Origin of the sequence: Paraburkholderia sp. RL17-347-BIC-D, assembly GCF_046027915.1 — a bacterium.
Taxonomy (GTDB): Bacteria; Pseudomonadota; Gammaproteobacteria; order Burkholderiales; family Burkholderiaceae; genus Paraburkholderia.
On sequence record NZ_JARESS010000006.1, the window covers coordinates 192,472 to 208,129 of the forward strand.

The 15,658-nt window shown below is 63.5% G+C and carries 14 protein-coding genes; all 14 read left to right on the forward strand.

Features of this window, described 5'->3' with window-relative positions; genetic code table 11:
• The first annotated feature begins 121 nt into the window (after positions 1-121).
• The 14 genes from P0D96_RS11130 to P0D96_RS11195 all read left to right on the forward strand — a co-directional run bounded on the left by P0D96_RS11130 (position 122) and on the right by P0D96_RS11195 (position 15,507).
• The gene (locus tag P0D96_RS11130; RefSeq protein ID WP_408313401.1) at positions 122-1,213 is read left to right on the forward strand and encodes a RodZ domain-containing protein; all 1,092 of its coding nucleotides are present in this window, start codon (positions 122-124) and stop codon (positions 1,211-1,213) included.
• Between the two features lie 86 nt (positions 1,214-1,299).
• Complete coding sequence (ispG, locus tag P0D96_RS11135; protein ID WP_408313403.1) at positions 1,300-2,616, forward strand: flavodoxin-dependent (E)-4-hydroxy-3-methylbut-2-enyl-diphosphate synthase; 1,317 nt, start codon at positions 1,300-1,302, stop codon at positions 2,614-2,616.
• Positions 2,617-2,636: 20 nt separating this feature from the next.
• Positions 2,637-3,977 (forward strand): histidine--tRNA ligase, encoded by a 1,341-nt coding sequence (hisS, locus tag P0D96_RS11140; RefSeq protein WP_408313405.1) that lies wholly within the window; start codon positions 2,637-2,639, stop codon positions 3,975-3,977.
• A gap of 78 nt (positions 3,978-4,055) precedes the next feature.
• Complete coding sequence (locus tag P0D96_RS11145) at positions 4,056-4,685, forward strand: YfgM family protein (protein ID WP_408175882.1); 630 nt, start codon at positions 4,056-4,058, stop codon at positions 4,683-4,685.
• Positions 4,686-4,771: 86 nt separating this feature from the next.
• Positions 4,772-5,917: an outer membrane protein assembly factor BamB gene (bamB, locus tag P0D96_RS11150; RefSeq protein ID WP_408282704.1), complete on the forward strand. Its 1,146-nt coding sequence runs from the start codon at positions 4,772-4,774 to the stop codon at positions 5,915-5,917.
• A 457-nt stretch (positions 5,918-6,374) separates the two neighbouring features.
• Positions 6,375-7,712, forward strand: a complete 1,338-nt coding sequence (gene der / locus P0D96_RS11155) for a ribosome biogenesis GTPase Der (RefSeq protein ID WP_408251283.1) — start codon at positions 6,375-6,377, stop codon at positions 7,710-7,712.
• A gap of 153 nt (positions 7,713-7,865) precedes the next feature.
• The gene (hfq, locus tag P0D96_RS11160; protein WP_006051315.1) at positions 7,866-8,102 is read left to right on the forward strand and encodes an RNA chaperone Hfq; all 237 of its coding nucleotides are present in this window, start codon (positions 7,866-7,868) and stop codon (positions 8,100-8,102) included.
• A 57-nt stretch (positions 8,103-8,159) separates the two neighbouring features.
• Positions 8,160-9,347, forward strand: a complete 1,188-nt coding sequence (gene hflX, locus P0D96_RS11165) for a GTPase HflX (RefSeq protein ID WP_408313408.1) — start codon at positions 8,160-8,162, stop codon at positions 9,345-9,347.
• A gap of 49 nt (positions 9,348-9,396) precedes the next feature.
• Positions 9,397-10,803 (forward strand): FtsH protease activity modulator HflK, encoded by a 1,407-nt coding sequence (gene hflK, locus P0D96_RS11170; protein WP_408313412.1) that lies wholly within the window; start codon positions 9,397-9,399, stop codon positions 10,801-10,803.
• A gap of 12 nt (positions 10,804-10,815) precedes the next feature.
• Positions 10,816-11,718 carry a protease modulator HflC gene (hflC, locus tag P0D96_RS11175; protein WP_408313414.1) on the forward strand — a complete coding sequence of 301 codons (903 nt, stop codon included), beginning with the start codon at positions 10,816-10,818 and terminating at the stop codon, positions 11,716-11,718.
• Positions 11,719-11,762: 44 nt separating this feature from the next.
• Positions 11,763-11,954: a DUF2065 domain-containing protein gene (locus P0D96_RS11180; RefSeq protein WP_408313416.1), complete on the forward strand. Its 192-nt coding sequence runs from the start codon at positions 11,763-11,765 to the stop codon at positions 11,952-11,954.
• Between the two features lie 257 nt (positions 11,955-12,211).
• Positions 12,212-13,363, forward strand: a complete 1,152-nt coding sequence (locus tag P0D96_RS11185) for an ATP phosphoribosyltransferase regulatory subunit (RefSeq protein WP_408313417.1) — start codon at positions 12,212-12,214, stop codon at positions 13,361-13,363.
• Positions 13,364-13,566: 203 nt separating this feature from the next.
• Positions 13,567-14,913, forward strand: a complete 1,347-nt coding sequence (locus tag P0D96_RS11190; RefSeq protein ID WP_132373867.1) for an adenylosuccinate synthase — start codon at positions 13,567-13,569, stop codon at positions 14,911-14,913.
• A gap of 3 nt (positions 14,914-14,916) precedes the next feature.
• Positions 14,917-15,507 (forward strand): phosphoribosyltransferase, encoded by a 591-nt coding sequence (locus P0D96_RS11195; RefSeq protein WP_168794484.1) that lies wholly within the window; start codon positions 14,917-14,919, stop codon positions 15,505-15,507.
• Positions 15,508-15,658: the final 151 nt, after the last annotated feature.

The following is a 15,658-nucleotide window of genomic DNA, read 5'->3' on the forward strand; positions in this document are numbered from 1 at the left end:
AGCGATCGGAAGCGGCGCACAAGGCCGCACATTTTGTTATAAACGGTCTGCGATTCGGACGTGAGGCTTGAGCCCGTCCGGGTTGCACAAGTGAAAAAGAATCGACGCGAAAGGATTTGGGATGAGTGAGCCGCAGCACCCGCAGCCGCAGGACACAGACACGAACGAAGGCCATCCGGCGCCAGTCGCACGGGGGGCGGTGCAGCCTGTTGTGCAGCCGGGCATGGACTCGTTGGCGGCGGCTGGCGCGCGCTTGACCCAATTGCGTGAATCGAAAGGTTGGACGATCGACGACGTGTCAGCGCGTCTGAAGGTGTCCGCCATCAAGCTGCGCGCGCTCGAATCGGGCGACATCAGCCACTTGCCGGACACGACCTTCGCGTTGGGCGTGGTGCGCAGCTACGCGAAGATGCTCGGCGCCGATCCCACGCCGTTCACGGCGGCATTGCGCCGCGAAAAGGGTGTGCCGGCGCCGGATCTGTCGATGCCGGCATCGTCGGGTAGAGATTTGCCGCGCGGCAAGGTATCGCTCTCGCTGGGCGGCAGTGGGCAGAAGAGCCGCTCATGGTTGTGGGGCGTGGCGGCGGTGATCGTCGCCGTGATTGCGCTCGGCATGTGGCACACCAATGGCGGCGATTCGTCGGCGTGGCTTGCACGATTGAAAGCGAGCGCGAGCAGCGCCGCTGGCGGCGCGACCGGCGCATCGGGCGCGGTGGCGCAGGGTCAATCGGCAGGTTCGGAAGCCACCGCGGAAGAGGCTGCTTCGGCGCCGGACACGCAGGCAGCAGCAGACAACGCAGCGTCGGCTACGCCGATGCCCGCACCGCTCGCCACCGGCGCGGCGCCTTCGTCGGCGGCGGCAGTCACGGCAATGGCGGCCGCGCCTAAGGCTGCCGCCACGCTGGGAGCGAGTACGCCGACGGTGGTCGCGGGGGCGTCGGCGGCAACGGTGGCGCCGGCTGCAGGTCAGTCGATCGTTGCGTTGAGGGTAAAACAGGACAGCTGGTTCAGCGTGCGTGGCAAAGATGGCAAGGAAGTGTTCTCCGGCCTCGTGCACGCGGGCGACACCAAGGAAGTAACGGGCGAAGCGCCGTTCAAGGTCACGGTCGGCAACAGGGCCGGTCTCGACTCGCTGACGCTCGATGGCCAGCCGGTCGATCCCGCAAAATATGCGGCGGCCAAAGGCAACGTGGCGCGCTTCGCGCTGCCTTGACAGATACGGTATGCGCCGCGGCCAACCGGTCCGCGGCGCTTTTTCAATTCAGGCGCTACGTCTTTTGTGTAGCGCATGCGGCGTAAATGGGTTTTTCGATGCAATCCGAAGCTCAATCCCAATCCAGTAGCAAAGTCGTTTCCAACGAGCCGGTGTTCGGCGGGCAGGCCGCGCGGCGCAAGTCGCACGCGGTCGACGTCCGTTGGGGCGGCCAGCTCGTCACCATCGGTGGCGACGCACCCGTGCGCATCCAGTCGATGACCAACACGGATACCGCGGACGCCATCGGCACCGCGATCCAGATCAAGGAACTGGCGCAAGCCGGCTCGGAACTGGTGCGTATCACGGTGAACACGCCGGAAGCGGCTGCGGCCGTGCCGGCCGTGCGCGAGCAGCTCGATCGCATGGGTGTGTCGGTGCCGCTGGTCGGCGACTTCCATTACAACGGCCATCTGCTGTTGCGCGATTACCCCGCGTGCGCGGAGTCGCTGTCCAAGTACCGGATCAATCCGGGCAACGTGGGCCACGGCGCGAAGCGCGACACGCAGTTCGCGCAGATGATCGAAGCCGCGGTGAAGTACGACAAGCCAGTGCGTATCGGCGTCAACTGGGGCAGTCTCGATCAGGACCTGCTCGCGAAGATGATGGACGAGAACGCCGCGCGTTCCACGCCGTGGGAAGCGCAAAGCGTGATGTACGAAGCGCTCATTCAGTCGGCGATCGGCTCGGCGGAGCGGGCGGTCGAACTCGGTCTGTCGCGCAATCAGATCATCCTGTCGTGCAAGGTCAGCGGCGTCCAGGATCTGATCGCCGTGTACCGTGAACTCGCGCGCCGTTGCGACTTCGCGCTGCATCTCGGCTTGACCGAGGCGGGCATGGGCTCGAAGGGCATCGTGGCATCGACGGCGGCGTTGTCCGTGTTGCTGCAGCAAGGCATCGGCGACACGATCCGCATCTCGCTCACGCCGGAACCGGGCGCGTCGCGCACCGGCGAAGTGATCGTCGGTCAGGAAATCCTGCAGACCATGGGTCTGCGCTCGTTCACGCCGATGGTGATCGCGTGTCCGGGTTGCGGCCGTACCACCAGCACGTTGTTCCAGGAACTGGCGTCGCAAATCCAGACCTATCTGCGCACGCAGATGCCGGTGTGGCGCGATCAATATCCTGGTGTCGAGAAGATGCACGTCGCGGTGATGGGTTGCATCGTCAACGGTCCGGGCGAATCGAAGCAGGCGAATATCGGTATCAGCCTGCCGGGTTCGGGCGAGAACCCGGCCGCGCCGGTGTTCATCGACGGCGAGAAAGTGAAGACGCTGCGTGGCGAAAACATCGCGCAAGAATTCCAGCAAATCGTGAGTGACTACGTCGAGCGCCGCTATGGCCGCGCCGAAGCGCTCAACTAAACATCGGCTATCGAAGACAGATGAACGAACAGAAGAAAAAGCTCGAAAAGCTCTCCGGCGTGAAGGGCATGAACGACATCCTTCCGCAGGAAGCCGGGCTGTGGGAATTTTTCGAAACGACCGTCAAGTCAATGCTGCGTTCGTACGGATACCAGAATATTCGTACGCCGATCATCGAGCATACGCAGCTGTTCAAGCGCGGTATCGGTGAAGTGACTGACATCGTCGAGAAAGAGATGTACAGCTTTACCGACGCGCTGAACGGTGAAAATCTGACCATGCGCCCGGAAAATACGGCAGCGGTGGTGCGCGCGGCGATCGAACACAACATGCTGTACGACGGCCCGAAGCGCCTGTGGTACATCGGCCCGATGTTCCGCCATGAGCGTCCGCAGCGCGGCCGCTATCGCCAGTTTCATCAGGTCGGCGTGGAAGCGCTCGGCTTTGCCGGTCCGGACGCCGACGCTGAAATCATCATGATGTGCCAGCGTCTGTGGGACGACCTCGGCCTGATGGGCATCAAGCTCGAAATCAACTCGCTGGGCCTCGCGGAAGAACGCGCGGCGCACCGCGTGGAATTGATCGCGCACCTCGAAAAGCACATGGACGTGCTCGACGAAGAAGCGAAGCGTCGTCTCTACACGAACCCGCTGCGTGTGCTCGATACGAAGAATCCGGCCATGCAGGAAGTCGCGCAGAACGCGCCTAAGCTGATCGATTTTCTCGGCGAAGAATCGCGCGCGCACTTCGAAGGTTTGCAGCGCATTCTGAAGGCGAACAACATTCCGTTCACGATCAATCCGCGTCTCGTGCGCGGTCTCGATTATTACAATCTGACCGTGTTCGAATGGGTGACCGACAAGCTCGGCGCGCAGGGCACCGTCGCGGCCGGCGGCCGTTACGATCCGCTGATCGAGCAACTCGGCGGCAAGCCCACTGCGGCATGCGGTTGGGCCATGGGCGTCGAGCGGATTCTCGAATTGCTGAAGGAAGAGCAGCTCGTGCCGGAAGACGAAGGTTGCGACGTGTACGTGGTCCATCAGGGCGACGCGGCGCGCGAGCAGGCCTTCATCATCGCCGAGCGTCTGCGCGACACCGGCCTCGACGTGATCCTGCATTGCAGTGCCGACGGTCAATCGGCCAGCTTCAAATCGCAGATGAAACGTGCCGACGCAAGCGGCGCGGCCTTCGCCGTGGTGCTCGGCGAAGACGAGATCGCCAACGGCACGGTCGGCGTGAAACCGCTGCGCGATACAAATGCTAACGGCGGTAAAAACGAGCAACAAAACGTGCCGGCCGAAGACTTGACCGAATTTCTAATCAATGCGATGGTTGCAACCGCCGAAGACGGCGACGACTGATCGCGATGTCGTCGAGCCGGTTGGTTCCCAATCGGGTTCGACACGCACACGTAGCAAGAAAGAGGAAATCGCCGGGCAATGAGTTACCACGACGAACAAGAATCGATTGAAGGTCTGAAGGCATGGTGGGCGCAGTGGGGCAATGCAACCACATGGATCGTGCTGGTGGCGCTGGTGGCCGCGGCCGGCTGGAACGGCTGGAATTTCTGGCAGCGGCGCGAGGCGGCGGAAGCCGCCGTGCTGTATGACCAGGTGCAGCAAGCCGTGGCATCGGGCGACAAGGCGAAGATTACGCGCGTCGCCACCGACATGGAAGACAAGTTCAGCCGCACCGCGTATGCGCAGATGACCGCGCTGGGCGCCGCCAAGGCGCTGTACGCCGCCGGCGACGAAGCTGCCGCGAAGGCGCAACTGCAATGGACCATCGATCACGCGAAAGATGACGAGTTCAAGCAGATCGCCAAGCTGCGCCTCGCTTCGCTGCTGCTCGACGACAAGGCTTACGACCAGGGCCTCGCGCTGCTCGCCGAACCGCAGTCCGACGCGTTCAAAGGCATCGTGGCGAACGGCCGCGGCGATCTGCTCGCCGCTCAAGGCAAGCGCGACGATGCGCGCGCGGCCTACAAGCTGGCCCTCGACTCGTTGTCGAAAAACGATAGTTCGGCACGCCAGTTGATTCAGTTCAAGCTGGACGCGCTGGGCGGCTGATCGCCGCATATGAGCGCCACAATCAGCGCCGCATGCGACGACCAACCGGTCTCCTTTAATTAATTTCCTGAATGCTTCGTCCACCGATGAATCTGCTGAAACGTTACGCTGTGCCCGTTGCCTGTGCGATGACCGTGCTCACCATGGCGGCTTGCTCATCCACGAAAGACGAGCGCCGCGTGCCGACGCCGCTCACCGAGTTCAAACCCGTGCTCGACGTGCAGCAGGCGTGGAAGGCGAGCGTCGGTAAGGCAGGGCGTTACCTGTTCTCGCCGGTTGCGGTCGGCAATGCGGTGTACGCGGCTGGCGCAAACGGTTCGGTTGCGAAGATCGACGCGCAGACCGGTCAGGACGTTTGGCGCGTCAAGCTGCACGACGACCTCTCGGCAGGTGTCGGCAGCGACGGCACGCTCACGGCGGTCGGCGGCCTGAAGGGCGACGTCTACGTGCTCGGCGCGGACGGCAAGCAACTGTGGACCGCCAAGGCGCCGGGCGAGATCATCTCGCCGCCGCTCGTCGGCAACGGCCTCGTGGTGGTGCGTACGGTCGACGGTCAGATCGTCGCCTTCAACGCGCAAACCGGCGAGCAGAAGTGGAACTACCGCAATCGCGCGGTGCCGCTCAATCTGCGCGTGTCGTCGGGCATGACGTTCGCGGGCGACGCAGCGGTGCTGGCCGGTTTTCCGGGTGGCGCGTTCGCGGCGATCAACCTGCAAACAGGCGACAACTACTGGCAAACGCCGGTGTCCTATCCGAAGGGCGTGACGGAAGTGGAGCGTATCAACGACGTGACCGGTCCGCCCACGCTGGTCGGCTCGGAAACTTGCGCTGTGACGTTCCAGGGCCAGATTGGCTGTTTCGACGCGAACTCGGGCCGCGCCGTGTGGGAAAAGGCGTTCTCCAGCACGAGCGGTCTGGCGCAGGATGACAGCGCCGTGGTCGCGGCGGACGACTGGTCGGTGGTATCGGCGTTCGACGTTAGCAGCGGCGCGCCGCTGTGGAAGAACGACAAGCTGAAGAACCGCGACCTGAGCGTGCCGTTCATTCTGGGTCACGCCGCGGTACTGGGCGACTATCAGGGTTACGTGCACTTCCTGTCCCGCGACGACGGTACGCTCGTCGCGCGCGTGAAGACCGACGGCAGCCCGATTACCGCGGCGCCGGTGCTCGCCGGCGAAACGCTGGTGGTACTGACGCACGACGGCGATCTGTACGGCTACCGCCCGCGCTGATCGCGCGAGGCAATCGCCGTCTGGCGTGCAGGCCGGCTTCGCCGGCCGCGCGCGTTTTTGCTGGGTTCTCCGTTTGAGTTGTAGTTCCAGGGCAGAGTGAGCAGAAGAATTCGCCGGACTGGCTGGTCCGGCAAGTCGGATCAGACACGGCGCACGGGCCCACGTGGCCATCGGTGGTTGCTTGCGGCACCACCTTCGGCGGCATCCCCGCACGTACCGCAAAGAATCGTATTCGAACTGGCGTGCGAGCCGTCGAGCAGTAAAGACTGAACCTGGCGGCCCCATGGCGCCGCCCATACAGCCAAACCCCCGTCCGCCCGGGTGCGCATATTGACAGCACATCCGGGGCTGGCCGAATTCGTGATAATTTTCGTCAAACGCTGCCGTGTAGCGGCCGCATGGCGTCGCTACGCGGGCGGTCGATTTCGATCCCGCGTTTCACCGTGAACAACATCTGATGAAACCCGTTATTGCCCTTGTTGGGCGCCCCAATGTGGGGAAATCCACGCTGTTCAACCGGCTCACGCGCTCGCGTGACGCGCTGGTTGCCGACCTGCCCGGTCTCACGCGAGATCGCCACTATGGCGAAGGGCGCACCGGCGAGCGGCCGTATCTGGTCGTCGACACCGGTGGTTTCGAACCGGTCGCGAAAGACGGCATCCTGCACGAAATGGCGCGTCAAACCCGCCAGGCGGTCGAGGAATCGGACATCGTCGTGTTCATCGTCGACGGCCGCAATGGACTCGCGCCACAGGACAAATCGATCGCCGACTATCTGCGCAAGGTCGGCCGGCCGATTTTCCTCGTCGTCAACAAGGCGGAGGGCATGAAGTACACCACCGTCGCCGCCGACTTCTACGAACTCGGCTTGGGCGACCCGCGCGCGATTTCCGCGGCGCACGGCGACGGTGTCACCGAAATGATCAACGAGGCGCTCGAAGTCGCCTACGCCGGTCAGCCTGAAGAAAACGACGACGAGAAAGCGGCGCGCGGCGTGAAGATCGCGATCGTCGGCCGTCCGAATGTGGGCAAGTCGACTTTGATCAACGCGCTGGTGGGCGAAGAGCGCGTGATCGCGTTCGACATGCCGGGCACCACGCGCGATTCGATCTATGTCGATTTCGAACGCGGTGGCAAGCCGTACACGCTGATCGACACCGCCGGTCTGCGCCGCCGCGGCAAAGTGTTCGAAGCGATCGAGAAATTCTCGGTGGTGAAGACGCTGCAGTCGATCTCCGACGCCAACGTCGTGATCCTGCTGCTCGACGCGCGCCAGGACATTTCGGAGCAGGACGCGCACATTGCCGGCTTCGTGGTGGAACAGGGCCGCGCGCTGGTGGTGGGCGTGAACAAATGGGACGGTCTCGATCCGCATGTGCGCGAGCGCACCAAGGCGGACCTCGAGCGCAAACTGAAATTTCTCGACTTCGCCAAATTCCATTTCATTTCCGCCGCGGAAAAAACAGGGATCGGCCCGTTGATGCGCTCCGTCGACGACGCCTACGCAGCCGCCATGGCCAAGCTGCCGACGCCGAAGCTCACGCGCGCATTGATCGATGCCGTGGAATTCCAGCAGCCGCGCCGCCGTGGTCCGGTGCGCCCGAAACTGCGTTACGCGCACCAGGGCGGTCAGAACCCGCCGATCATCGTGATTCACGGCAACGCGCTCGACGCGATCACCGAAACATACAAACGCTACCTGGAAAACCGCTTCCGGGAAACTTTCAAGCTGACTGGGACTCCATTGCGCATAGAGTTCAGATCGTCGACGAACCCTTACGCGGACAAAGGCTAGATCCAGGCTGAAACCCGCGTGTGTGCTGGCTTTGGCCGCCTGGCCAGGTCTCTCGCGCAAAAATGAAAATCGGCTATAGTGTAGCGGTTGACGGTGGATCTCTTTTTCTTCCTCGTCAATTAAGTCAACCTGCAAAAAAATACGGAGTTTGCTATGAGCAACAAAGGGCAATTGTTACAAGACCCGTTTTTGAACGCACTGCGTAAAGAGCATGTGCCGGTGTCGATCTACCTGGTCAACGGCATCAAGCTTCAAGGGAACATTGAATCGTTCGACCAGTACGTCGTGTTGCTCCGGAATACGGTCACCCAGATGGTCTACAAGCACGCAATCTCGACAGTCGTGCCAGCCCGTCCGGTGAATTTCCACCCGGATTCTGAACAGTCCTAACCCCCGTCGCGGCCGGCGTAACGTCGCCCGTTGGCGATTACTCCCGGCCGCCTCATTTTGATACCCTCCAATTTGATCAATGCAGCGCTTGTCGGCATCGACTTCGGTAAGATCGATTTCGAAGCCAGCCTAGAAGAACTCAGCCTGCTCGCGCAAAGCGCGGGCGCGAATCCCTTAGTCACCCTCACCGGGCGCCGGTCCAGTCCCGATGCCAAGATGTTCGTCGGCAGCGGCAAGGCCGAAGAACTGCGCCTTGCGTGTGAGGCGAACGACATCGAACTCGTCATTTTCAATCACGCTCTGGCGCCTGCGCAGCAGCGCAATCTGGAGCAGGCGCTTAATCGGCGCGTGATCGATCGCACGAGTCTGATTCTCGACATCTTTGCGCAACGCGCCCGCAGCCATGAAGGCAAGCTGCAGGTGGAACTCGCGCAGCTGCAGTATCTGTCGACGCGGCTGATCCGCGCATGGACCCACCTGGAACGGCAAAAAGGCGGTATCGGTTTGCGCGGCCCTGGCGAAACGCAGCTCGAAACCGACCGCCGTTTGATCGGCGAGCGCATCAAGGCGCTCAAGACGCGGCTCGAGAAATTGCGCCGTCAGCACGGCACGCAGCGCCGCGCGCGCAGCCGCAATCAGACCATGTCCGTGTCGCTCGTCGGCTATACGAACGCGGGCAAATCCACGCTCTTCAACGCGCTCACCAAGGCCCAGGCGTACGCCGCCGACCAGTTGTTCGCGACGCTGGACACCACCTCGCGGCGCGTCTATCTCGGCGACGAAGCGGGGCAGGTGGTGGTGTCGGATACGGTCGGTTTCATCCGCGAACTGCCTCACCAACTGGTGGCGGCGTTTCGCGCCACGCTCGAGGAAACCATTCGCGCCGACCTGCTGCTGCACGTGGTCGATGCATCGAGCGCGGTGCGGCTCGACCAGATCGATCAGGTGAACGAGGTGTTGCACGCAATCGGTGCAGACACGATCCGGCAGGTGCTGGTATTCAACAAGATCGACGCGGTGCCGGAGTTGGCGGCCCGTGGAGACGCGGTTGAGAGGGACGAGTATGGTAATATTTCGCGCGTCTTTTTGAGCGCGCGCACGGGGCAAGGGCTGGACACACTGCGCGCTGCCATCGCTGAAATCGCAACTGCCGAACCTCTTTCCGAAACGCTGGTCGATCTCTCGGAAGAAGACCGGTCGGCAGCACCACGCGACGACCATAAGGTCTCAGAATTCGGGCACTGACCCGTTCCAATTGCACTGACCCGCTGTCTACTCTGGTGAACGAACACAGGTGAACGATTACAACGAGCGGAGTATCTGGCTGCGCATGCGCGCCATGCTGTCACTGAACGATCCGCGCTGGGGCCGGGGAGAAGGCAATGGCGACCGGCAACGTCCAAACGAGCCCAAGCGTCCGCCGACCAAAGACGGTGAAGGCCCGCCCGATCTCGATGAGATGTGGCGCGATTTCAACCGCCGGTTGAGCCGCGTGTTCGGCCGTAAGGGCGGCGGTGCGGGCGGTGGCCGTCCGGACAACGGTCGCGGCGCGCGCATTGGCGTGGGCATCGTGATCGGCGTGCTGCTGGCCATTTATCTCGGCAGCGGGGTGTTCGTCGTGCAGGACGGTCAGGCCGGCGTCGTGATGCAGTTCGGCAAGTATCGCTACACGGCGGGGCAGGGCGTGCATTGGCGTCTGCCGTATCCGTTCGAAGCGCATGAGCTCGTCAATATCGGCCAGATTCGCCAGGTCGAGATCGGCCGCAACAACGTGGTGCGTCTCGCGAATGTGAAAGACGCGTCGATGCTTACGCACGACGCGGATATCGTCGACGTGCGCTTCGCCGTGCAATACCAGGTGCGCAAGCCGACCGACTACCTGTTTCGCAGCGTCGATCCCGATCAGGGCGTGATGCAGGCTGGCCAGGCGGCGGTGCGCAGCATCGTCGGCGCGCGCAGCACCAATGACATCCTCTATCAGGATCGCGAAACAATTCGCCAGCAGCTGATGGCGGCGATCCAGCAATCCCTGGATGAATACCAGTCCGGACTCGCCGTGACCGGCGTGACGATCCAGGGCGTGCAGGTGCCCGACCGGGTGCAAGCCGCCTTCGACGACGCCGCCAAAGTCCGTCAGGAAAACGAGCGCGCCAAGCGCGATGCCGAAGCCTACGCCGCGGATCTTCTGCCGCGCGCGCAGGCCGACGTGGCGCGTCAGATCGACGAAGCGAAAACCTACAGCGACAAGACAGTGGCCCAGGCACAAGGCGACGCCGAGCGCTTCAAGCAGGTCTACGCGCAGTACTCGAAAGCGCCGGCTGTGATTCGCGAGCGCTTGTACCTGGAAACCATGCAGCAGATCTATTCGAATACGACCAAGGTGTATGTGGACAGCAAGAGCAGCAACAACGTGCTGTATCTGCCGCTCGACAAACTGGTCGAGCAGACTCGCCAGCGGGTCGCCGACGCTGCTGCCGCATCGGGCGCCACTGCCGGCGCCACGGCCGCGGCCGCTGCCGCGCCGCAAGCGGCGAGCAGTGCCGCATCGCCGTTGGCTACGCCGTCTGCCTCTGCAACCGGCTCCGCGGCCTCGGCACCTGCCGCGGCTGCCGCACCGGCCAGCCAGGCCGCAGCCAGCAGCGACGCGCTGCGTTCACGCGACTCCTTCCGCAGCCGTATGCGCGAAGACGACGTTCAATAAGGAGCGCACATCATGAACAAGATCATTGCGCTCGTCGTGGCTGTCGTCATCGTGCTGTTCGCTGCTTCGTCGATGGTGTTCGTCGTCGATCAGCGTCACATGGCGGTGCTGTCCTCGCATGGCGACGAGGCGCCGAGCCTGCTCGGCCCCGGCCTGCATGTGAAATTGCCGCCGCCGTTGCAAACCGTCACGCTGGTCGATAACCGCATCCAGTCGCTCGACGCACCGGACGAAGACCGTTACGTGACGTCCGACAAGATCGATCTGCTGGCCAACCCGGTCCTCAAATACCGCGTGACCGATCCGCTCAAGCTGCTCGCCGAAACCCGCGGCGATGCGCAGAGCCTGCCGGACCGGCTCGCGTTGCTGTCGCGCAGCGCGCTCGGCGATGCATTCGCGAAAGTCACGCTGTCCGACGCGCTCGCGAGGCAGCAGGCCGTCGCCGACGAAGCGCGCGCCGCAATGGACAAGGCCGCGGCATCGCTCGGCGTGTCGGTGGTCGATGTGCAGTTGACGCGCGTCGATTTCCCCGCGTCGATGGCCGACTCCGTCTACAAGCGCATGATCGCCGCGCGCCAGCAGGTCGCAGCGGATGAACGCGCGAAGGGCACCGCCGAAGCCGACAAGATCAAGGAAGACGCGGTCGGCCGGCAACAGGCGATTCTCGCGGACGGTTATCGCCAGGCGCAGACCATCAAGGGCGAGGGCGATGCGAAGGCAGCGCAAATCGCCGCCGACGCTTACGGCAGCGACCCGCAGTTCTACCAGTTCTATCAAAGCATGCAGGCATACAAGAACACCTTCAAGCCGGGCGACGTGATCGTGGTCGACCCGAGCAACGAGTTCTTTCGCTTCATGCGTAGCCCGACCGGCGGCGCCGCCCCGGACGCTCCCGCGGTCCCGCGCAAACCCTGATAACCGGAACGCCGCGGCACCCGCATCGCGGCCCTTTAATTCGCATGGATATAGCCGGCTCGTTACTGCTCGCGATCGCGTTGATGCTGATTATCGAGGGAATGTTTCCCTTCGTTTTTCCGAGCGCCTGGCGCGACACGTTCCGTAAGATAGCGGAACGGCCGCCGCATCAGATTCGCGTGGGCGGCCTGATCGTGATGGTGCTCGGGCTGGTCCTGCTGTTTATCGTGACTTGATGGGGCCTGTTTTGTCGATGGCGTCGCGGCCTGGCGGCGGCGCGGGTCATTGCCCCGCGGCCGCAAGCAACCAGCCGCCTTCGTCTGCCGCGGCCTGAACGCCGCGTAGTGCATCGCCCTGCGCCCGAAAGCCGGATGCGGTCGTTGCAGGCAATCCGGACGCCCGCGATGGCCGCCAAAATCGAGCCGCCGCCCGCCATTCACACTCACTTACCGGCGCACCCAGCCGCCGTGTTCAACGTCGTAGGACTGTATCGATGTCGACCTGGTTACTTCCCGAGAATATCGCCGACGTGCTGCCGTCGGAAGCCCGCAAGATCGAAGAATTGCGGCGGCATTTGCTGGACCGTTTCCGCTCGTACGGCTACGAGATGGTCATGCCGCCGCTGCTCGAGTACATCGAGTCGCTTCTGACGGGCGGTGGACACGATCTGAATCTGCGGACCTTCAAACTGGTCGATCAATTGTCCGGGCGCACGCTCGGTCTGCGCGCGGACATCACGCCGCAGGTCGCGCGCATCGACGCGCATCTGCTGAATCGCCAAGGGGTGACGCGTCTTTGCTATGCGGGCAACGTGGCGCATACGCGTCCGCGCGGCCTGCACGCCACGCGCGAGCAGATCCAGATCGGCGCGGAAATTTACGGACACGCCGGCCTCGAAGCGGACCTGGAAATCCAGCAACTGATGCTCGACGCGCTGCGTCTGGCCGGTCTCGCGAAAGTGCGCCTCGATCTGTGCCACGCGGGCGTGCTCGCCGCCTTGATCGAAGCCGAGCCGGCCGCGGCCGAACTCGGGCAGTCGCTCTACGACGCGCTGGCGGGCAAGGACGTGCCGCGCCTCGTCGAACTGACGGCCAACCTCACGCCGGTGATCCGCGACGCCTTGCGCGCACTGCCCACGCTGTACGGCGACGCCTCGGTGCTCGAGGAAGCGCGTGCGCGCTTGCCGAACGCGCCGGCCATCGCCCGCGCGCTCGACGACCTCGCGTTCCTCGCGAGCCAGGTCGACGGCGCCGAAGTGATGATCGATCTCGCCGATCTGCGCGGCTATGCTTACCACAGCGGCGTGATGTTCTCGGCGTATGTGGACGGCGTGCCGAACGCGGTGGCGCGCGGCGGCCGGTACGACCACGTGGGCCAAGCGTATGGCCGTGCGCGGGCGGCCACCGGCTTTTCGCTCGATCTGCGCGAAGTGGCGCGGATTTCGCCGGTCGAAGCGCGCAGCAGCGCGATTCTCGCGCCTTGGCAGCACGACGAAGCACTGCGCGTGAGCGTCGCCGCGTTGCGCGATGCCGGCGAAGTGGTGATTCAGGCGCTGCCTGGCCACGAACACGATCTGGACGAATTCGCGTTCGACCGCGTGTTGGTCGAGCGCAACGGAAATTGGGCCGTCGAACCGCGCGCCTGAGCGCGTTCCGCGGACCCGCCCGAGGGCGATCGCCAGGGCACGTCGGACGGCGTCGAACGTGCGGTTAAAACGCTGCGCGGCCACCGGCCGCGCTACTTTCGCAATACCCAACATAACGTGCATACCGTTGAGCGGAAACGGAAAAATTCGGAAGGTTCCGCGAACATAGGTAGAATACGTTTTTAACCAGCTTACGAAACAACATGTCTGCCAGCGCAGTGAATGTGAACCCCGGGCGTAACGTCGTCGTCGTGGGAACCCAGTGGGGTGATGAGGGCAAGGGCAAGATCGTCGACTGGCTGACGGACCACGCTCAAGGCGTCGTTCGCTTCCAGGGCGGTCACAATGCCGGTCACACGCTCATCATCGGCGGCAAGAAAACCATCTTGCGTCTGATTCCGTCGGGCATCATGCATCCCGGCGTCGCGTGCTACATCGGCAATGGCGTCGTGTTGTCGCCGGAAGCGCTGTTCAAGGAAATCGGCGAGCTCGAAGCCGCCGGGGTCGATGTCCAGAATCGCCTCTTCATTTCCGAAGCCACCACCCTGATCCTGCCGTATCACATCGCCATCGACCAGGGCCGCGAAGCGCGCCGTGGCGCGGGCAAGATCGGCACCACCGGCCGCGGCATCGGCCCGGCTTACGAAGACAAGGTGGCGCGCCGCGGTTTGCGCGTGCAGGACCTGTTCGAGCCGGAGATCTTCGCCGAACGTCTGCGTGAAAACCTCGACTATCACAACTTCGTGTTGACGCAATACCTGGGCGTCGCCGCTGTCGACTTCCAGCAAACGCTCGACACGATGCTCAGCTATGCCGACCGTCTGAAGCCAATGGTCACCGACGTGTCGCGCCGTCTGTACGACGCGAACGCGGCCGGCAGCAACCTGCTGTTCGAAGGCGCGCAAGGCACGCTGCTCGACATCGACCACGGCACGTATCCGTACGTCACGTCGAGCAACTGCGTGGCGGGTGCGGCCACGGCGGGCGCGGGCGTCGGTCCGCAAAAGCTGAACTACATTCTCGGCATCACCAAGGCGTACTGCACGCGCGTCGGTTCGGGCCCGTTCCCGAGCGAACTGTACGACGCGGATAACGCCGCCCGTCAGGAAGCGATCGGCCTCGAACTGGCGACCGTCGGCAAAGAATTCGGCTCGGTCACCGGCCGTCCGCGCCGCACCGGCTGGCTCGACGTCGCCGCGCTGCGCCGCTCGATCCAGATCAACGGCGTGTCGGGTCTGTGCATGACCAAGCTCGACGTGCTCGACGGTCTCGACGAAGTGAAGCTGTGCGTCGGCTACACGGTCGACGGCAAACACGTCGACCTGCTGCCGCGCGGCTCGTCGGAAGTCGCGCGCTGCGAGCCGGTGTACGAAACCTTCGCGGGCTGGAAGGAAAGCACCGTCGGCATCAAGGAATGGGACAAGCTGCCCGCGAATGCGCGCGCTTATCTGTCGCGTGTGCAGGAAGTCGCTGGCATTCCGATCGACATGGTGTCGACTGGTCCGGATCGCGACGAAACGATTCTGCTTCGTCATCCGTTCAAGGTTTAAGCCATGGTGCAAGGTGTACCCATGATTGCGATGAAAGATCCGCGCAACGATGACAAGAACCTGTGGGTCGGCTGGGACGAGTATCACCGGCTGATCGAATTGCTGGCGTTGCAGGTGCACGAGTCCGGCTGGAAGTTCGACAAGATCCTGTGCCTCGCGCGCGGCGGTCTGCGCGTCGGCGATCAGCTCTCGCGCATTTACGATCTGCCGTTGGCGATTCTTGCCACGAGTTCGTATCGTGAAGCAGCCGGCACGGAGCAGGGCGAGCTCGACATCGCGCAATACATCACCATGACGCGTGGCGAGCTGCACGGCAACGTGTTGCTGGTCGACGACCTGGTCGATTCGGGCGTGACGCTCGCGCGTGTTCAGCAGCATCTGAAAGAGCGTTATCCGGCGATCACCGCGGTGCGTTCGGCGGTGCTCTGGTACAAGGGCTGCTCGAAGGTGAAGCCCGATTACCACGTGCAGTATCTGCCCACCAATCCGTGGATCCATCAACCGTTCGAGGAATGGGACACGGTGCGTCCGCATAACCTCGGTGCGTGGATCAAGCGTGGCATGCAGCAAGCGCAGGAGTCGTCGGGGGAGTGATGCGCAAGACGGCGCTGAACGTGTTGCGTCGCGCCCTGCGCCGTACCCCGCGTAGTCTCGCAAAACGGAGCCCATCGGGCTCCGTTTTTTTATGTGTGGGCCGTGCGCGCCCGCATCGCAAACCGCGCATTGACGATGCCGGCAATGCGGC